Raw genomic sequence first — 18,501 nt, forward strand, 5'->3', positions numbered from 1 at the left:
TCAGCGCCTTTCCTCTCGGGGGAGCCGGGTGATCGTCGTTGCCTGTTCCGGGGCGTCCTGGCCGCGCAGCTCCTCCACCAGCGCGGCCATGCCGGCCACGGTGGGCACCTGGAAGAGGCTGCGCATGGGCAGCCGGACGCCGATCTTCTTCCTGATGAGGGCGATGAGCTGGACCGCCACCAGCGAGTTGCCGCCCAGTTCGAAGAAGTCCTGCTCGACGCTGACGCGGCGGGCGCCGAGCACCTCGCCCCACAGCCCGGCGAGCATGCTCTCCAGGTCGTTGCGGGGGGCGACGTGATCGTCGGAGGCCACCTCGGCCTCGCCGGCGGCGGCGGAGGCGGTGGCCAGCTCGTCGGCCACGGTGTCCTGGGTCAGCTCGCGGACCCCGGCCACGAACTCGGGCAGCGCGGTGGCGTTGACCACGACCTGGGCACCCAGATCCGCGGCGAGCAGGCGGCGGAAGGCCTCGGCGCCGTCCGCCGGCGGGATGCCGCGCTTGGCCCCGTCGAGGTCCAGGGCGACGCCCGCGGTCGCGGACTCCTCCTTCACCGTCACGTCCTCGGCCCCGTGCCTGGCCCCCTCGCTGACGGTGCGGGTCATCGCCTGCCGGTCGATGCGCCTGAGCACGAAGTCGGAGATGCTCACCACCCGCTCGCCGGCGTCGTCGTACAGGGTGAGGTCGGCGGCGAGCACCTCGCCGCCGCCGGTGTCGCGGAGCCGGGCGTGGCTCCACAGCGTGGCCGGGAGCGGGGCGTGCACGGTGATGCGACCGTAGCCGAGCGGTAGGTAGCTGTGCTCGCCGGAGACGGCGATGAACGCGGTCGCCTCGTCCAGCAGCGCCGGGTGCAGCGGCAGGACGGCCAGCTCGGCGGCGACGTCGGGACCGGCCGTCAGGTGGGCGAGCTGCTCGTTCTGGCCGAGCCGCACGGTACGCAGGCTGTTCCACCGCGGCCCGAACGTGACGAGCCCGGACGCCGAGGCGAACGGATTGGCCTCGCCGGTGCGATGGGTGCAGCGGGCCCGCACCTCGGGGAGGTCAGTGACGCTGCCCCCGGCGGGCTCCTCGGCCGCCACCCAGGCCGCCGAGCCCCGGGCGTGCTGGGTCCGCTCACCGCCGGTGACGCTGACCACTTCGAAGTCCACGCCGTCGCCAGTGGGGGTGAGCAGCACCCGGAGCTCGGCGCCGGCCCCCTCGGCGACCGGCAACGGCGCGACGAAGGCGACGTCGCGCAGCTCGATCGCGTGATCGGGCCCGGGGCGCGGCACGGCCGCCTCGAACGCGGCGCGGGCGGTCTCCAGATAACCGGTGCCGGGCATCACCGGCACCCCCGCCACCCGGTGCTCGTCCAGGACCCAGTGCGTCTCGGCCGACAAGGTGGCGGCGTACCAGGGCTGGCGACCTGCGCTCTCGTGGCGGTGGCTGAGCACCGGGTGATCCAGCCGGCTCACCCGGTCGCCGCGCTGCAGGGCGCGGAACGCCACCGGGGCTGCGACCTCGGCGGCCATGCCGACCTCCAGCCAGGCTCCCCAGTTCACCGACAGGACCCGGCCGGGCCAGACGTGCGCGTACGCGTCCATGAAGTTGTTGGCCGCGCAGTAGTCGACCTGGCCGAACCCGCCCGCGACGGCGGTCACCGAGGAGCAGAGCAGCACGAAGTCGAGCGGCAGGTCGCCGAACACCTCGCGCAGCGCCAGCGTGCCGGCGATCTTGGGCGCCATGACGTCGTCGGCGGCCCGGCGCTCCTTGACCTCGGCCATGCCGCCGCCGGGGACCCCGGCCGCGTGCACGACGCCGTCGATGCGGCCGAACCTGCCGAGCGCCTCGTCCCTGGCCCGGCGCAGCGCCTCGGGGTCGGTCACGTCGGCGGCGAGCACGATCACCTCGGCGCCCGCCTGTTCCATGCCGCGGACGGCGGCGACGGCCCGCCGCACCCGCTCCGGCGCCCCGTCGAGCGCGTCCCAGTCGGCCCGGGGCGGCAGCCCGGAGCGGCCGAGCAGGACCAGCCTGGCCTGGACGCGCCGGGCCAGGTCCTCGGCCAGGGTGAGGCCGATGCCGCCGAGCCCGCCGGTGATGACGTACACGCCGTGCCGGCGCAGCGGGTCGTCCTGCGGCGGCAGCGGCACCGGCTCGAAGCCGCGCAGCCAGCGCCGGCCGGCGCGCAGCGCGACGGGGGACGGAGGCACGCCCTCCGCCGGCTCGCCGGGCTCGGCGGCCAGCTCGGCCAGCACCTTCCCCGGGTCGTACGGCCCCGGCTCCAGGTCGAGGTGGCGGGCCGTCAGCCAGCGGGCCTCCAGCGGGACGACACCGGTGATGCCGGCGACCGTGGCGTGCTCGGGCCGGTGGACGTCCTGGCCGGTGACACCCTGCGTGCCGGCGGTCAGGACGTCGAGCTGGACCCCCGCCTCGCGCTCGGCGCCGGCCAGCGCCTGCACCAAGGCCAGCAGGCTGTGGAAGCCGAGCTCCTGGGCGGCGGTGGCCTGCGCGGCCGTGGTCGCCGGGGTGCCGTCCAGCGCCCAGGCGTGGATGACGCGGGGCGGCGCCCCGGTCTCGGCGAGCAGCGCCTCGTAGTCGTCGCGTTCGGCCGGGCGGACAGTGATCGTGCCGTCGGGGGCGATGCCGTACGCGCTGCCCGGGACCACCCGTACGGCGTCGGCGCCGGCCGCGCGCAGCCCGTCCAGCAGTGGTTCGGCGGCCGGCCCCGCGAACACCAGGCAGCGGAGCCCGGCGAGCGCGGCGGTCCCGGCCGGGGTGACGGGCGCCTGGCGCCAGGCCGGCACCGAGAACCACTCCTCCAGCGGCAGCGCGCCCGCACGCGGCGGCCGGGCGAAGACGAGCTCCGGGTCGAACGCGGTGTGCACCCAGTGGTTGGAACGCTCGTACGGGTAGGCCGGCAGCGGGATGCGGCGGGCGGGTTCGGCCAGGGCGTCGGTGTCCAGCGGGACGCCCGCGGTCCACAGGGCGCCGGCCGTCGCGTAGAGAACCTCCAGGTCGGGCTTGCCGTCGGCGGGGCCGGGGAGGCTGGCCAGCGGCCGCGGGGCGGTCCGGGGCAGCTGGGTCCTGGCCAGGCCGGCGAGCTGGCGTCCAGGACCGCACTCCACCAGCCGCCACTCGCCCTCGGCGGCGAGCGTCGCCACGCAGTCGCCGAACCGGACCGCCTCGCGCAGGTGGCGCGTCCAGTAGGCGGGGTCCGTGGCCTGCTCGGCGGTGATCCAGGTGCCGGTGACGTTCGACAGGAAGGGCAGGCCGGGCGCGTGCCGGGCCGCGGCGGCGACGGCCTCGTGGAAGTCGCCGAGTATCGGGTCCATCATCGCCGAGTGGAAGGCGCGCGAGGTGCGCAGCGCGGTGTGCTGGACGCCGTTCTCGTCGAGCCGGGCGGCGTAGGCGGCGATCAGCTCGCCGGGGCCGGCGACGACGCACGTGCCGGGGCCGTTGACGGTGGCGATCGACAGGCCCTCCGGCAGGTCGCGGCGCACCTCCTCGTGGTCCAGGCGCAGGGCGAGCATCGCGCCGGGCGGCATGCTCTGCATGAGCCGGCCCCGGGCGGCCACCAGGCGCAGCGCGTCGGGCAGGGAGAAGACGCCGGCGATCGTCGCGGCCACGTACTCGCCGATGCTGTGCCCGATCATCGCGGCCGGCTCCACGCCCCACGAGCGCCACAGACGGGCCAGCGCCCACTCCACCGTGAACAGCGCGGGCTGGGTGAGCGCCGTCTGCCGCAGCCGCTCGTCGGCGGCCTCCCTTTCGTCCTCGGCGGGGAAGAGCAGGGTGCGCAGGTCCAGGCCGAGCTCCTCGCGAAGGATCGCGGCGCACTCGTCGACCGCGGCGGCGAAGACCGGCTCGGTACGGTAGAGCCCGGCGCCCATCCCCGCGTACTGCGCACCCTGGCCGGAGAACAGCCAGGCCACCTTGGGCGTTCCCGCTTTGCCCTTGACCAGCCGGCGCGGGGTGGACAGCGCCGTGACCGCGTCGGCGGCGTCGGCCGCCACCACGGCGGCCCGGTGCGCGTACCGCCGCCGGCCCGCCCGCAGAGTGTAGGCCACGTCGGCCAGATCGGTCTCCCGGTCCTTGAGGTGATCGGCCAGCCTGGCCACAGCGGCGTCCAGCGCGGCCGGGGTGCGGGCCGACAGCAGCAGCAGGTGGGCGGGGCGCGGCTGGGCGGTGGGCAGCGGCGCGGGCGGCGCCTGCTCGACGATCACGTGCGCGTTGGTGCCGCCGATGCCGAAGGAGCTGACGCCCGCCCGGCGCGGGAAGCCGTTCGTCTCCCACTTGGTCAGCGTCGAGACGACGCGGAAGGGGTTGGTGCCGAAGTCGATGCGCGGGTTCGGCGTCTCGAAGTTGAGGCTCGGCGGGATCATGCCGTGCTCCAGCGCGAGCACGGTCTTGATGAAGCCCGCGATGCCGGCGGCGGGGCCGAGGTGGCCGATGTTGGTCTTGACCGAGCCGATGCCGCACCAGCCCGCCTCGTCCGTGCCGGCGCCGAGCACGCTGGACAGGGCCGACACCTCGATCGGGTCGCCGAGCGAGGTGCCGGTGCCGTGCGCCTCGACGTAGGTGACGGTACGCGGGTCGATCTGGGCGAGGCCCAGCGCCTGGGAGACCGCCGCCGCCTGGCCCTCGGCGCTCGGCGCGGAGAAGCCCATCTTGGTGGCGCCGTCGTTGTTGATCGCGTTGCCGATCACCACGGCGCGGATGTGGTCGCCGTCGGCGATGGCGTCGGACAGCCGCTTCAGCACGGCCATGCCGCCGCCCCCGCCCCAGATCGTGCCGGCCGCGGCGGCGTCGAACGCGCGGCAGTGCCCGTCGGGGGCGTAGATGCCGTCCTGGTGGAACTGGTATCCCCACTCGGCGGGCAGTTCCAGGGAGGCGCCGCCGGTGAGCGCCATGTCGCACTCGCCGGTGCGCAGCGCCTCGCACGCCACGTGCAGGGCGACCAGCGAGGAGGAGCAGGCGGTGTGCAGGGTCAGGCTGGGGCCGCGCAGGTCGAGCTTGTACGACACCATCGTGGCCAGGTAGTCGGGGTGGTTGCCGGTGTAGACGGCGAGGTTCCCGACGGAGGCGAACACCTTCTTGTTCGGGCGGATGTACATCCATTGGTACTCATCCGACCCGATGGCCCCGTAGACCCCGATCTCCCCGGTGTACCGCGCGGGATCGTACCCCGCGTCGTCCAGCGCGGTGCTGGCCAGCTCCAGGAACATCCGCTGCTGCGGGTCGCGCAACTCCGCCTCGCGCGGGGACATGCCGAAGAACGCGGCGTCGAGGGCGCCGTAGTCGGCTGCGATGGCGCACGCCGGGACGAACGTCGGATCGTCCAGCAGGTAGTCGGGTACGCCGAGCGCCTCCTGCTCGGCGCGCGTGTAGAAGCGCACCGACTCGACGCCCCCGGCCAGGTTGCGCCAGTAGGCGGTCACGTCCTCGGCACCGGGGAGTCGGCAGGCCAGGCCGACGACCGCGATCGGCTCGACCCCGGGCCCGTCTTCCTCGTGGTTCAGCTCAGCGGTCATTCGTTACTCTCCCGTCTGGCCCGGTGGGGCCGAGTTGAGGGTCGTGCCCGGCGCGCCGCGACCCGCCGGGCGGCGCGCTCCGTTCCGGCGGTGCGTCGCTCGCCGTCGAGGTGCGCCGCGAGCGTCCGTATGGTCGGGAAGCGGAACAGGCCCACGATCGGCACCTCGCGCCCGAGCGAGGCGGCGAGGCGGGCCTGGACCTGAGCGGTGGCGAGCGAGTGCCCGCCGATCTCGAAGAAGTTCGCGTCGGCGGAGACCCGCGGCAGGCCGAGGACCTCCCGCCAGATGCCGGCGACGAGGCGCTCGGTCGCCGTGGCGGGCTCCTGGCCATGCCCGGCCGCGGCCTGCGGGCGCGGCGTGGGCAGGGCGGCCCGGTCCACCTTGCCGTTCGGCGTCAGCGGCAACGCCGGCAGGAGCATCAGCTCGGCCGGGACGGCGTAGTCAGGCAGGCTGGCCGCGAGGTGGCGGCGCAGCTCGCCGGCCTGGACGGCCGCGCTCTCCGGCACCGCGTAGGCGTGCAGGACCCGGCCGCCGGGCTGCTCGGCCACTCTCGCGGCGGCGGCCCGGACACCGGGATGCGCGGCCAGCGCCGCCTCGATCTCGCCGAGCTCGACCCGGTAGCCCCGGATCTTCACCTGCTCGTCGGCCCGCCCGGCCAGCACCACCCGGCCCTCCGTGTCATAGCGGCCGAGGTCCCCGGTGCGGTAGCGGGCCGTCCAGCCGTCCGGCTCGCGGGTGAAACGCAGCCGGGTGAGCTCGTCGTCCAAGTACGCCTCCGCCAGGCGCCGGCTCCTGACCACCACCTCGCCCAGTTCCCCCACGGCGGCCGGAGCGCCGTCGGCGTCCAGCACGAGCAGCTCCGCCCCGTCCACGCCGCGGCCGACCGGCACCGGGTCGCCGGTGCCCGTCACCGGGGTGGTGATGTCGTACACGGCCTGCGCCTGGGGCGTCTCGGTGGTGCCGTAGGTGTTGACCAGGCGAGCCTTCGGCGCCACCGCCGCGAACCTGGCCACCTCCGCATAGGTCAGCCGGTCCCCGCCGAACAGCACCAGCCGCAGGTCGGGCAGCTCCACCCCGGCCGCGGCGATCAGCGTGGCGAGCTGGGGCGTCAGGTGCGCGACCGTGATGGCCCGCTCGCGCAGCCACGCCGCCAGCCGGGCCGGGTCGCGGACCCGGTCCTGGCCCGGCACGTGCAGCGTCGCCCCCAGGGTCAGCGGCGTGCAGGCGTCCCGCAGCAGCGGGTCGTGCGCCAGCCCGGCCAGCAGCGCGAACCGGTCGTCCGCGGTCAGCTCGAATTCGGCCGCGTACCAGGCCAGGAAGCGGGCCAGCGGGCGCTCGGCGGTCCGCACCGGCTTCGGCTCGCCGGTGGTGCCGGAGGTGAACGACAGATATCCGCGCCGCTCGAGCGGCACCGGGAACGGCACCTCCCTCGCCGGGATGGCCGGCTCCGGAAGATCGGCCGGTTCGCTGAGCCCGGCCGCCTCGGTGAGTCCGGCCAGCTCGGGAAGCCAGGCCAGTTCGGCGGGCACCGGCACGCCGGGGCAGGCGATCAGTGCGCGGGCCTCGGCGGAGCGGGCCTGGGCCGCCAGGCGGGCGGGCGGCAGGGCGGAGTCGAGCACGGCCCAGCGGGCTCCGGCCCCCAGGACGCCGAGCATCAGGGCAGGCAGCTCGCACGTGCGGGCGGCCAGGATCGCCACCGTGTCGCCCGGACGCACCGCCGCGGACACGGCGTCGCCGGTCGCCGCCACGAGCCGGACCAGCTCGGCATAGGTCAGCTCGCCGTCCTCACCGGCGACCGCCGCCCGATCACCGCCGGCCCGCCCGCGAGTGTCCCGCACTTGATCACCGCCGGCCGGCGCGAGAACGCCCAGGTTCTGTCCGGCCTGCGTGAGCATGCGTTCCACCACTCCGGGGCCGTCCCAGGCGGGGAGCGGGCCGGTTCCGTCCGGCAGCCTCGTCCGGCGCCGCCCGTCCTGCCCGGGAGGGCGCCCGGGACGGAGGGACGCGCGCCGGACCGGCCGTCCGGGAGCGGCGACCAGGTCGCCGAGGATCCGGAGGTAGCCTCCGAGCAGCGCCTCGATCCGCTCCCCCTGGAACAGCCGCGGGTTGTACACGGCCTGCAGGACGTACCGCCCGTCCCGTTCCCCGACGTACACGGTCAGGTCGAACAGCGCACCCGGCAGCCCCGGCAGCAGCGGGACGGCCGTGACGCCGGGCAGCTCCAGCCGTGGCTCGGTGATGTCGTACATGTTGAACAGCACCTGGACCAGCGGGTTCCTGGACAGGTCGCGGCCGGGGCCGAGCCGGTCGACCAGCCGCTCCAGATGCACGTCGAGATGCGCCAGCGCGCCGGACAGCGTCTCCTGACAGCGCTTCACATGCGCCTCGAAGGTCTCGCCGTCCTCGACCCGCAACCGTACCGGCAGCACCTGCACCAGGCACCCGACCAGCGGGTGGAAGGCCGGATCGCGCCGGTCGGCGACCGGCGCCCCGACGATCAGGTCGCGCTGCCCGGTGAGCCGCCGCAGCACCTGCGCGAACGCCGCCAGCAACACCGCGTACGGCGTGCTGCCCAGGCGCGCGGCCAGCGTGCGGACCCTGGCGCTGACGGCGGCGTCGGCCTCGGCGGAGGCGCCGGCACCCTCGAACGTCTGCACGGCCGGGCGTGGATGGTCGCGGGGCAGGTCGATCACGCTGGGCGCGCCCTCCAGGTGGTCCTTCCACCACTCCAGGTCCGCCTCCTTGTCCCGCCCGTCGAGGTAGGCCACGTACCCGGCGAATGACGTGCGCAGCGGCGTGAGCGCGGCGCGGCGGTAGGCGCGCCCGAGGTCGTCGTAGAGCACCCGCTGCGACCAGCCGTCGAACACCAGGTGGTGCGCCGTGATGGCCAGCACGTGTTCCTCGTCGGCGATGCGCAGCAGCCGGGCCCGCCACAGCGGCCCCGCCGCCAGGTCGAAGGCGAGCCGGGCCTCGGCCTCCAGCCGCTCGCCCACCTCCGGTTCCGTCACGTCCTCCACCGGCAGCGGCACCGGGCCGGGCGGCGACACGGCGACGGCCGGCACTCCGCCCGACTGCGGGATGCGCCACCTCAGCACCTCGTGCCGCTCGGCCACCACCGCCAGGGCGGCGCGCAGGGCGGTGACGTTCAGCGGTCCGGACAGGCGCTGCGCCATCGCGATGTTGTGCGCGGACGTGCCGGGTGCCAGCCGCTCCACGAACCACATCCGCCGCTGCATCGCCGACAGCGCGGCCGGCGACGCGGCGAGCGGCTCCTCCCGCACCGGCGGAGCAAGATCGACCAGGCGGGCGATGCCGGCCACGGTACGGCCCGCGAGCACGTCGCTGACCTCGATCTCCTTGCCGAGTCCGGCACGCAGCAGCGCGGTCAGGCGCATGGCCACCAGCGAGTGCCCGCCGGACGCCAGGAAGTCGTCATCCGGCCCCGGCTCGCCGGTCCCGAACGCCTCGGCCCAGGCCGCCGCGACGCCGCGCTCGGTCTCGCTCGCCGGGGGCCGCTCCGGCCCGTACTCCCGCGGCGCGCCGTTCGCCGGGGACGCCGCGCGGTGGGCGCGCAGGGCCGGCATGTCGATCTTGCCCGCCACCGTCAGCGGCAGCGCGGCCAGCCGCACCACCCTGGTGGGAACCATGTACGCGGGCATGCTCTCCAGGCAGTGGGCCCGCACGTCGTCGATGCCGGGCGCGTCCTCCGGCGCCAGGTAGGCGGTCAGCTCCTTCAGCCCCGCCGGGCCGGCCGTCACGTCCGCCACCGCCTGCCGCACCCCGGGATGCGCTCGCAGCACCGCCTCGATCTCGCCGATCTCGACGCGCTGGCCCTGGACCTTCACCTGCCGGTCCAGCCGCCCGATGAAGCCGATGCGGCCGTCGTCCTCCAGGACGACCTGGTCCCCGGTGCGATACATGCGCGCCCCGGGCCCGCCGTACGGGTCGGGCACGAACCGCTCGGCCGACAGCCCCGGCCGGTCCAGGTAGCCGCGTGCCAGTTGCGGGCCGCCGATGCACAGCTCCCCTGGCGTGCCGGGCGGGCAGGGCTGGAGCACGTCGTCGAGGATGTACGCGTGGCAGCCCGGCAACGCGTACCCGATCGGCAGCGGCCTGTTCCAGACGCCCGTCAGTTCGGTGCCGACCACGCACACCGTGGTCTCGGTGGGTCCGTACCAGTTGTGGAAGCGCCGCCCGCCCGTCGCCCAGCGGGCCACCTGCTCGGGCCCGGCCGGCTCGCCCGCGGTGAGCAGGTCGCGAAGCCAGGGCAGCCGGTCCGGCTCCAGCAGCGGCAGCAGGGCGGGCGGGATCGTGCCCCAGGTCACCCGGTGCCGCTCCAGGAAGCGCTGGAGCCGGGCGGGATCGACCCGGTCCTCCTCGGGGATGAGCATCACGGACCCGCCCCGCGCCAGCGGGGCGAAGATGTCCAGCACCGACACGTCGAACCCGAGCGCGGCGAACCCGATGGACCGGCACTCGGCGTCGAGCTCGAACACCTCGCCCGCCATCGTCACGAAGGACACCACCGAGGCATGGCTCACCACCACCCCCTTGGGCCGCCCCGTCGAGCCCGAGGTGTAGAGCACGTAGGCCGCCGCGCCCGGCGGCGTGACACACGCGGGCGGCTCGCCCCCGGCGGCGTACGCGGGCGACGGGCCGGGGGGTTCGACGCGCGCGGGCGGCTCGCCGCCGCCTGGCCGGCGCGCCGTCTCGAGCCGGACGGGGAGCCCGGCCAGCAGGCCGGTGCCGGTCTCGTCCGCGACGACCGTGGTGATCCCGGCGTCCTCGATGATCGCGCCGAGCCGACGGCGCGGGTGCGAGGGGTCCAGCGGCACGTACGCGCCCCCGGACATGAGGACGCCGAGCACGCAGACCAGCAGGTCAGGAGTGCGTCGATGGCAGATGCCGATCCGGACCTCAGGCCTGGCCCCGAGGTCGCGCAGCCGGTGCGCAAGCGCCGCCGCTGCGAAGACCAGCTCGCGGTAGGTCAGGCCGTGGTCCCCCTGCCACACGGCCGTCGCGTCCGGAGTGCGCTCGGCCTGCGCCAGGACGAGGTCATGAAGAAGCGCCCTGTTGGTCACCGTGTGCCCCCGTTACCCTGCCTGTTCGGCCGGCATGTCGAATCTCAGCCGCACCCTGTCGTGCGGCACAGCGACTGCTCCCAACGCTTCTCCCCGTGAGGTGTGCAGAGGCAGGTGTACGACCCGCCACCGGGCCAGCCGGTCCAGCCCCGGACCGCACTGGGCATGCCAGGGGCCGGGATCGGCGAGGTCGGGAAAGCTGACCGCCGCGGGATCGGTCCCCTGGCCGGCGGCGGCCATCAGCGCCCGTTTCGCGGTGACGGCGCGCAGCGCCAGCCACCGCCGGTCCTCCTCGGCGGCGTCCTCGATCTGCTCGCGCTCGTCCCCGCTCAGCTCGGCCAGGCCGCTGTCCGGCCCGCCGACATCCAGCGCGCGCAGGATGGACACCCCGATCCCGGGCTCAGGTGCGGCGAGCACCGAAGCCGGGCCGTCCGCGTGGCTCGTGCCGACCGCGGCCACCAAGGTCGGGTCGTCCGTGTGGCTCGTGCCGACCGCGGCCACCAAGGTCGGGTCGTCCGTGTGGCTCGTGCCGACCGCGGCCACCAAGGTCAGGTCGTCCGTGTGGCTCATGCCGACCGCGGCCCGGCCGGCGTAGCGGCGCAGGACCGTGGCGTGGTCGGCGGTCCGGCCCATCCAGAGATGGAGCTCGTCCTGCTCGGGCAGGGCGTGCTCGGCGGCCAGGTCGGCGGCGATGAGCGCGGCCAGCTCGGCGGGGCGGTCCTTGACGAACAGGTGACCGCCGCGCAGCGTGCGCAGGCGGAAGCCGGCGGTGGTGTGCCTGGCCCAGCCGAGCATCTCCGCCGCGCCGACCTCCTCGTCGTCCAGGCCGGTGAAGGCGACGATGGGGGAGTCGATCGGAGGCTCGGGGGCGAAGGCGTAGTTCTTGATCCAGGTGAAGTCCGACCGCAGCACCGGCATCATCAGTTCCCGTAGCTCCGGCATGTGCTTGAGCTCGGGCAGCGCGCCCGACCTGCGGACGAGCTGGTCGATGAAGGCGTCGTCGGGCAGGTCCACGGAGGCCGCCAGCGGCACCCGGCGATCCGGCGGGTGCGCACCGCCGACGTAAAGTCTCGACGGCCGGCGCAGGCCGCGCCGGCGCAGCTCGCGAACCACCTCGAAGGCCAGCCGGGCGCCCATGCTGTGGCCGTACAGGGCGTACGGCTCGTCCGTGGCGGGCGCCACCTCGTCGGCGATCTCGGCGATGGTGAAGGCCGGCGGTTCGGCGATGCGGCTCTCCCGGCCGGGTAGCTGGACGGGGACCACGGTGAGATGGGCGAGCTCGCGGAGGAGTCCGGTGTAGGCGCTGGCGCCTCCGCCGGCGTACGGCAGGCAGAACATCGTGCGGGCGGGGCGTGGATCCATGGGGTGGGGATCCTGCGCCGCCGCGGCTAGCTGGCCGCTGATCGTCCAGCACCTCCCCTGCGGGGAGTCGCCGTCCGCGGCGCGTGCGGCCTGGGTAACGATGTCGATCGGGGGATTCGTCGCTGAATACAGAGGTCGTCAACCGCCATGTTACGGCGCTCCTCGACAATTACTCAGAAACAACTCGAATAGGGAGCTGTACGAACAGTCGCGACAAAGCGTGTGATCTCACGCCGTTGCACGACATCAACTCTTATATCGATGTTGACGGTTGGAGTCAACGGCGCGATTAGCGGGCGCCGGTTACCTGCTGGAGGCTTAGTAAATTCAGCCCCGGGGGCCTCTTGTGTCGCTGGACGTTCGATGATAGTGGGCCGAATGTACAATATGACCGTAAATAGGATTCGGGCAACCGAAACCTATCGGCAAGATTTGATCTGTTTGGTCGTTTTTATCCGGTCTGGGGGTGTTCGTCGCAACCTCTGGAGGGAAGGGCAGGCCTGTCGGAGTGTGGCACCGCCTTGCGTCGTCCCCTGACAACCCTCGCAACAAGCTCTGCATGGCGAAGTAAGAAGAATCCCCGGCCGTCCGGCACCGGCCGCGTCCTGCAGTCCGCCCACACGACTCCGGACTCATTTGTCGCCCGGTCCGTCAAGTCGCGATGAACCATTCAAGTATCGGTCAGGCCGATTGCCCTGGCGCCCTAATCCAGGCTCGGGTCGCACCGAAACTCCGGCTCGACGTGCGAGGTCGAGGCGGCGCTCGTGCGTGGCAGGGCTCTCGCGGATGGATTATCCGCTGATTCCCAAAAGAATTCTTGAATCAATTTCCCGGCGACCGTGCCGGGCGGTCCACCGGACAAAACCAATTCATTCGATAATCAAACACGGCTCCCGGGAGACTGCCGGTGGAGCCGCGATATCCGCGAACGCCGGTAAACGAGCGATCCTCGCATTCCCTCATTGCCGCCCGCGCCGGCCGTGCTCGGCGCACGGCCGGGGCGGCGCACAGCACGGCGTGCGCACAGCTCCTCGATCAGGTCATCACCTCACCGGGACCTCGCTCCAGGAGACACGCCGGTCTCCGGTCGCATGGGGCCGCGCAGGCGGCGCATGGCCTCGACCCTGTCCATGCCGGGCAGGCACACCGTGTCCGGCGTGGACTCGGATACGGCTTGACCGCTCCTGCGACCTAACCGCCCGCGGAGAGTCGTAAGTCGTGCACGCGCTCCCACCGCTGCGCCGTGACGATCTTGGCGGTCAAGTCCTCCAGGTCGTAGACGATCGACCACCGGGTGTGGTGCTGAGCGACCCTCCTGAGCAGCTCCATCGCGTCCGTGTCGCCGCCTTCGGCGAGGAGCCGGTAGCGGCGGTCGGCCAGCTTGGCGGCCCGGTCGGCGCCGCTCATCGTGATGTTGGTGAGGTAGCGGTCGTCGATGACGTTCATGCGGCCGTCGCCGAACTCGACGACCGCGGACCTGCCCGCCCGGTCCGCGATCAGGTAGTGGAGCTGCGGTCCGCCGGTGAAGTCCAGGTCGTAGCGGCGCATCAGGTCGATCGCCTCGGGCACGGTCGCGGCTCTGTCGAGCATGAGCCGGATGATCCGCACGCCGCTCACGGTGGGGCGTCCGGGGGTGGGTGCGGGCAGCTGCGCGTCGGGCGTCTGGGCCAGTCCGACGGCGAGCCCCTTCTCGTTCATGCCGTCGAACGGGGTCAGCACCGCGTGCGCCAGCCGCCGCCGGTCCTGGGCGGCGCTCAGGTCCGGCCGGGCCCCCGTTGGGAACAGGTAGGAGACGTCGGCCAGGGAGAGCGAGGCGTAGCCGTCGGGCGGGCGGGCGTGGACGACCATGGCCGGGTTGGGGTCCCAGTCGAAGTTCCTGCCGAACTCGCCGGGCCGGTGGAACAGCGAGCACGCCCAGCCGGTGTCCTTCCTGGCCAGCTCCGCGTCGGTGAGCGGTGCCTCGGCGTCGTAGCCGCCGTGGTAGGTCATTTCGTACAGCGGCATATCGTCCAGCCGGCGCAGGCTGGCCGCCGTACGGGCGATCTGGTCCTCCGTCTGCCTGAGAAGCCCCCGGGGGGCCGCGGAGGAGGGCGTCGGCGGCGCCACTGCGGGCGCGCACGCCACAGAGGCCGCCAGGGTCAGAGCCGACAACACCGCCACGGCAGGGGTCCGCATGCTTGTAGTGTGCCTTCCGGCGCCCGCCGTGTCACCCGTCAACCAGACGACTAGGGCCTGTTCCGGAGTTGAGATCATCTCGAACCGACAATGGACTACCAGGCAGGCGCGTCCTCGCCCGCCGTGCTCTCCCGGACGATCAGCCGGTGGGGCACCACGATCTCGGCGGGCGCGGCGGCGGTGCCGTTGATCGCTTCGAGGAGGGCGTTCACCGCCCGGCGCGCGATCTCGCCCTTGTCCGGCGCAACCGTGGTCAGGCTGGGCGTGCTGTACTGCCCCTCCTCGATGTCGTCGATGCCGGCCACGGCCACGTCGTCGGGGATGCGCCGCCCTGCCCTGGTCAGGGCCCGCATCGCGCCGAGGGCCAGCAGGTCGTTGTAGCAGAACACGGCGTCGGGCGGCTCGGGGAGCGCCAGCAGCGACTCCATGGCCTCGGCGCCGAGCCGCCGGTGGAAGTGCGGGGTGGACACGATCAGGCGTTCGTCCACCTCCAGGCCCGCCCGCGCGAGCGCCTGCCGGTAGCCGGCGGTGCGCAGCTGCGCGGTCTCGCCGGTCGCATACGGCTGGTCGCCGATGGCGGCCACCCGGCGGCGGCCGAGGCCGAGCAGGTGGGCGGTGCCGTCCCGGGCCGCTGCCACGTTGTCCATGGCCACGTGGTGGAAGCTGCCGTTGAAGATGTGCTCGCCGAGCAGCACGATCGGTATCCGGTTGCCCCGGGCCCGCAGCTCCTCGGCCGACACGGTCAGAGGGCTCAGCAGGAGCCCGTCGAACATGGTGGCCCGCGAGTCCCTGCCGAGCAGCTCTCGCTCGCGATCACCGTCGCCGTCGGTCTGGTCGATCATCACCACGTAACCGTGCGCGCGGGCCGCGGTGATCACCTCCCGGGCCAGCTCGGCGAAGTACGGCACGTCCAGCTCGGGCACCACCAGGGCGATCATCCCGGTGCGCCCCTGCTTGAGGTTGCGCGCGATCAGGTTGGGGCGGTAATCGAGCTCGTCGAGCGCCGCCTGGACCCGGGCACGTAGCTCGTCGGAGACCGGCGCGTAGCCGTTGACCACGTTGGACACCGTGCGGATCGACACGTTCGCCCGCTTGGCGACGTCGCGCAGGGTTGCAGCGGCCATGCGTCTCCTCTACCTCCGACTCCCGTACTTGGGAAGATCCTAACCTGCTCTTGCATCGTTGCAGACAAGTATGCATCATGTCTGCAACGTTGCAGAGCCCTCACGTGAACCGAGGCCGAGGAGTCAGAGATGTCCGAACCGCCCATGGACCGCCGTGGATTTCTCAAGGGAGCCCTGGGCCTCGGCGCGCTCGCCGCGACCGGCGGCACGCTGGCCGCATGCGCCCCCGGCACCCCCGGCGGGCCAGGCGCCCAGCCGAGCAAGCTCGCCAAGCCCACCGCCTCGGCCGCGTCAGCGAAGGGCGAGATCACGATCTGGAACCGGTCCGGCGACCTGTTCAAGGTGTTCGACGCGGCGATCGCCAAGTTCCGCGAGGCGTACCCGAACGTCACGGTGAACCACCAGGCCGTGGACATCGATGCCAAGCTGGCCAACACGCTGATCAGCGGCACGGACGTGCCCGACGGCAGCTTCTGGGACGACGCCAAGATCGGCGGGCAGGCCGAGCACCTGTACGACCTGACCGACCTGATCGCGCCGTACCGCGAGCAGACGTCGCCGTACAAGCTGTCGGTGAACACCGTCGAGGGAAAGATCTACGGCGTGCCGTGGGACCTGGACCCCGGACTGCTCTGGTACCGCGAGGACATCCTGGAGAGCGCGGGGATCGACCCGGCGAGCCTGGCCACGTACGACGACCTGCTGACCGCCGCCCGCACGATCAAGGAGCAGGATCCCAAGACCCGGCCCATCCACCTGGACAAGAGCCCGTTCCTGGGCCAGCTGTGGCTGGAGATGCTGGCCAACCAGCAGGGCACCAGCCTCACCGACGCCCAGGGCAGGCTCCGGCTCGACTCGGCCGAATACCGGCGGGTCTTCGCCTGGATCCAGACCGCGGTCAAGGACGGCCTGGTCACCCACGCGCCCTATCTGGAGCCGGCCGACGTCAACACGCTGGAGAGCGGCCAGCAGGTGTTCGTGCCGTGGGCGATCTGGTGGTCCTTCGCGCCGCAGCAGCTGCTCAAGGCCACCAAGGGCAAGTGGCGGGCGGCGCCCCTGCCGGCCTGGACGCCGGGCGGTCCACGCAGCGGCGCGATGGGCGGCAGCAGCTTCGTCATCCCCGCCAAGGCCAAGAACCCCGAGCTGGCCTGGTTGCTGTACGAGTTCCTGTGCTTCAAGGAGCCCGGTTACACCGCCGTGTACGGCCCCAACAGCGTCTACCCCGGCGGCCTGTCCACCTCGATCCCCAGCTACCAGCCCGCGCTCGACCCGGCCAAGCCGCTGTTCCAGCCGATCGAGGCGCTCGGCGGCCAGGACCTGTGGAAGGTCGCCGTGGACGCCGCCGCCACCATCCCGGCCGCCGCGCCGATCCCGTGGTGGTGGGCGCAGTCGGTGGACTACCTCGGCAACAACGTGCAGCGCCTGATGGAGGGCAAGATGGCGCCCGACGACGTGATCGCCGAGTCGGCGCAGAAGATCCAGCGCAACCTCATCGACCGGTCGTGATGGCGAGCCGCAACAGACGCGACCGGTTCCGGGTTCCGCCGTCGCCGTACCTGTTCATCGCCCCGTTCTTCGTGGTCTTCGCCGCGTTCGGGATCTACCCGCTGATCTACGCGCTGCAGCTCAGCTTCATGCGCTGGCGGGGCGCCGGAGAGGCCCACTGGGTGGGGCTCGGCAACTACCTCTACCTGCTGACCAGCCCGGACTTCTGGGCCTCGCTCGGCAACAGCGCGGTCATGTGGCTGCTCATCGTGCCGATCCAGGTCATCGCCGGGCTGGGCGGGGCGGTGCTGCTGGCCAACGCCAAGCTGCGGCTGCGCGGGCTGTTCCGGGTGGCGTTCATCGCGCCGTTCGTGACGCCGCTGGTGGCCATGGCGCAGGTGTGGATCGTGGCGTTCGACCAGGACTACGGCCTGGTCAACCACGTGCTCAACCTGGTGGGCCTGCCGGACGTGGGCTGGCTGACGTCCACGGCGTGGTCCAAGCCGACGCTGGCGCTGCTGTTCCTGTGGAAGACCACCGGGTTCGCGATCATCATCCTGCTGGCCGGCCTGCAGGCCGTGCCCGGTGGCGTGTACGAGGCCGCGGCCCTCGACGGCGCCTCCCGCACCCGCCAGTTCTGGTCGATCACCGTCCCGCTGGTACGCCGGAGCATGGCGTTCCTGGTGGTCGTGCAGACGCTGGCCGTCTTCCAGATGTTCGCCGAGCCGTTCGTGGTCACCGAGGGCGGCCCGTACGGCTCCACCACCACCGCAGGCCTCTACCTGTACGACCACATCACCGCCTCCGACCTGGGCACCGGCGCCGCGAACTCGTTCCTGCTGGTGCTGCTGGTCTTCGGCCTGTCGCTGGTCTCGGTCAGGCTGCTGCGGCCGAAGGACGAGGCGTCATGAACCAGACCAGGCCCGGCCCCGTGCAGTACGCGGTGCTGGCGCTGCTCGCGACCGTGTTCCTGTACCCGATCTGGTGGGCGGTCAGCTCCTCGCTCAAGCCGGCGGCCGAGATCATCTCCGATCCGCTGTCGATCGGCGCGCTGACGCTGGACAACTACCGGGCGATGTTCGCCGACGTGCCGATCGGCACCGGGTTCGCGAACACGGCGCTGGTGCTGGTGGTCAGGGGCGCGATGACGATGTTCTTCTGCCCGCTGGCCGGCTACGCGTTCGCCAAGTACGACTTTCCCGGCAAGAACCTGCTGTTCGGCGTGGTCCTGCTGACGCTGATGCTGCCGACGCTCGTGCTGATCATCCCGCTGCTGCTGGAGATGAGCGCGCTGGGCTGGGTGAACACGTACCAGGCGCTGATCCTGCCGGGCAGCATCGACGCGTTCAGCATCTTCTGGATGCGGCAGACCATCGCCGCCATCCCGGACGAGCTGATCGACGCCGGGCGGGTCGACGGCGCGGGCGAGTTCGGCATCTTCGCCAAGGTCGTGCTGCCGGTGATCCGGCCCGGCCTGGCCGCGCTGGCGGTGCTGACCACCATGAACGTCTACAACGACTTCGTCTGGCCGGTCGTCGCCGTCAACGACACCTCGCACCAGACGCTGCAGGTGGTGCTGGCCACGCTGGCGCAGAACGTCACCGGCAACCGGATAGGCGCCGACTTCGCGACGGTCTGGGGCGAACTGCTCGCCGCGGGCAGCATCGCGCTTCTGCCGCTGCTGGTGATCTTCGTCCTGCTGCAGCGCCACTTCATCAACGGCATCCTCGCGGGCAGCGTCAAGGGCTGACCCCCGTCCTCACGGAAGA

At 72.8% G+C, this 18,501-nt stretch carries 8 protein-coding genes; 3 read left to right on the top strand and 5 right to left on the bottom strand.

Features of this window, described 5'->3' with window-relative positions:
- The 5 genes from EDD27_RS06800 to EDD27_RS06820 all read right to left on the bottom strand — a co-directional run bounded on the left by EDD27_RS06800 (nucleotide 1) and on the right by EDD27_RS06820 (nucleotide 15,247).
- Nucleotides 1–5,505, bottom strand: a complete 5,505-nt coding sequence (locus EDD27_RS06800) for a type I polyketide synthase (RefSeq protein WP_127931597.1) — start codon at nucleotides 5,503–5,505, stop codon at nucleotides 1–3.
- On the bottom strand, nucleotides 5,502–10,586 hold the full coding sequence (locus EDD27_RS06805; RefSeq protein ID WP_127931598.1) for a non-ribosomal peptide synthetase: 5,085 nt from the start codon (nucleotides 10,584–10,586) through the stop codon (nucleotides 5,502–5,504). Before EDD27_RS06805 ends, EDD27_RS06800 begins: the two co-directional genes overlap by 4 nt.
- 12 nt (nucleotides 10,587–10,598) lie before the next feature.
- Nucleotides 10,599–11,948, bottom strand: coding sequence for a thioesterase II family protein (locus EDD27_RS06810; RefSeq protein ID WP_127931599.1), 1,350 nt, complete (start codon nucleotides 11,946–11,948; stop codon nucleotides 10,599–10,601).
- Nucleotides 11,949–13,139: 1,191 nt separating this feature from the next.
- A complete protein-coding gene (locus tag EDD27_RS06815; protein ID WP_241563900.1) occupies nucleotides 13,140–14,123 on the bottom strand; it encodes a carcinine hydrolase/isopenicillin-N N-acyltransferase family protein in 984 nt (327 codons plus the stop codon).
- 95 nt (nucleotides 14,124–14,218) lie between these two features.
- The gene (locus tag EDD27_RS06820) at nucleotides 14,219–15,247 is read right to left on the bottom strand and encodes a LacI family DNA-binding transcriptional regulator (RefSeq protein WP_127931600.1); all 1,029 of its coding nucleotides are present in this window, start codon (nucleotides 15,245–15,247) and stop codon (nucleotides 14,219–14,221) included.
- Between the two features lie 129 nt (nucleotides 15,248–15,376).
- Between EDD27_RS06820 and EDD27_RS06825 the strand changes: the two genes are divergently transcribed.
- The 3 genes from EDD27_RS06825 to EDD27_RS06835 are packed head-to-tail and all read left to right on the top strand — an operon-like array spanning nucleotide 15,377 to nucleotide 18,482.
- Nucleotides 15,377–16,753, top strand: a complete 1,377-nt coding sequence (locus tag EDD27_RS06825; protein ID WP_127931601.1) for an ABC transporter substrate-binding protein — start codon at nucleotides 15,377–15,379, stop codon at nucleotides 16,751–16,753.
- Entirely contained in the window at nucleotides 16,753–17,643 is an 891-nt protein-coding gene (locus EDD27_RS06830) for a carbohydrate ABC transporter permease (RefSeq protein ID WP_127940537.1), read from the top strand. The genes EDD27_RS06825 and EDD27_RS06830 overlap by 1 nt, the downstream gene beginning before the upstream one ends.
- Complete coding sequence (locus EDD27_RS06835) at nucleotides 17,640–18,482, top strand: carbohydrate ABC transporter permease (RefSeq protein WP_127931602.1); 843 nt, start codon at nucleotides 17,640–17,642, stop codon at nucleotides 18,480–18,482. Before EDD27_RS06830 ends, EDD27_RS06835 begins: the two co-directional genes overlap by 4 nt.
- The last annotated feature ends 19 nt before the right edge of the window (nucleotides 18,483–18,501 follow it).

It is taken from the genome of Nonomuraea polychroma, assembly GCF_004011505.1.
In the GTDB taxonomy this organism is placed as follows: domain Bacteria; phylum Actinomycetota; class Actinomycetes; order Streptosporangiales; family Streptosporangiaceae; genus Nonomuraea; species Nonomuraea polychroma.

What these genes read in the sequence shown, in the direction of transcription:
- EDD27_RS06800 (WP_127931597.1), bottom strand. Translation starts at nt 5,505, where the DNA reads ATGACCGCTGAGCTGAACCACGAGGAAGACGGGCCCGGGGTCGAGCCG.
- EDD27_RS06810 (WP_127931599.1), bottom strand. Translation starts at nt 11,948, where the DNA reads ATGGATCCACGCCCCGCCCGCACGATGTTCTGCCTGCCGTACGCCGGC.
- EDD27_RS06815 (WP_241563900.1), bottom strand. Translation starts at nt 14,123, where the DNA reads ATGCGGACCCCTGCCGTGGCGGTGTTGTCGGCTCTGACCCTGGCGGCC.
- EDD27_RS06820 (WP_127931600.1), bottom strand. Translation starts at nt 15,247, where the DNA reads ATGGCCGCTGCAACCCTGCGCGACGTCGCCAAGCGGGCGAACGTGTCG.
- EDD27_RS06825 (WP_127931601.1), top strand. Translation starts at nt 15,377, where the DNA reads ATGTCCGAACCGCCCATGGACCGCCGTGGATTTCTCAAGGGAGCCCTG.
- EDD27_RS06830 (WP_127940537.1), top strand. Translation starts at nt 16,753, where the DNA reads ATGGCGAGCCGCAACAGACGCGACCGGTTCCGGGTTCCGCCGTCGCCG.
- EDD27_RS06835 (WP_127931602.1), top strand. Translation starts at nt 17,640, where the DNA reads ATGAACCAGACCAGGCCCGGCCCCGTGCAGTACGCGGTGCTGGCGCTG.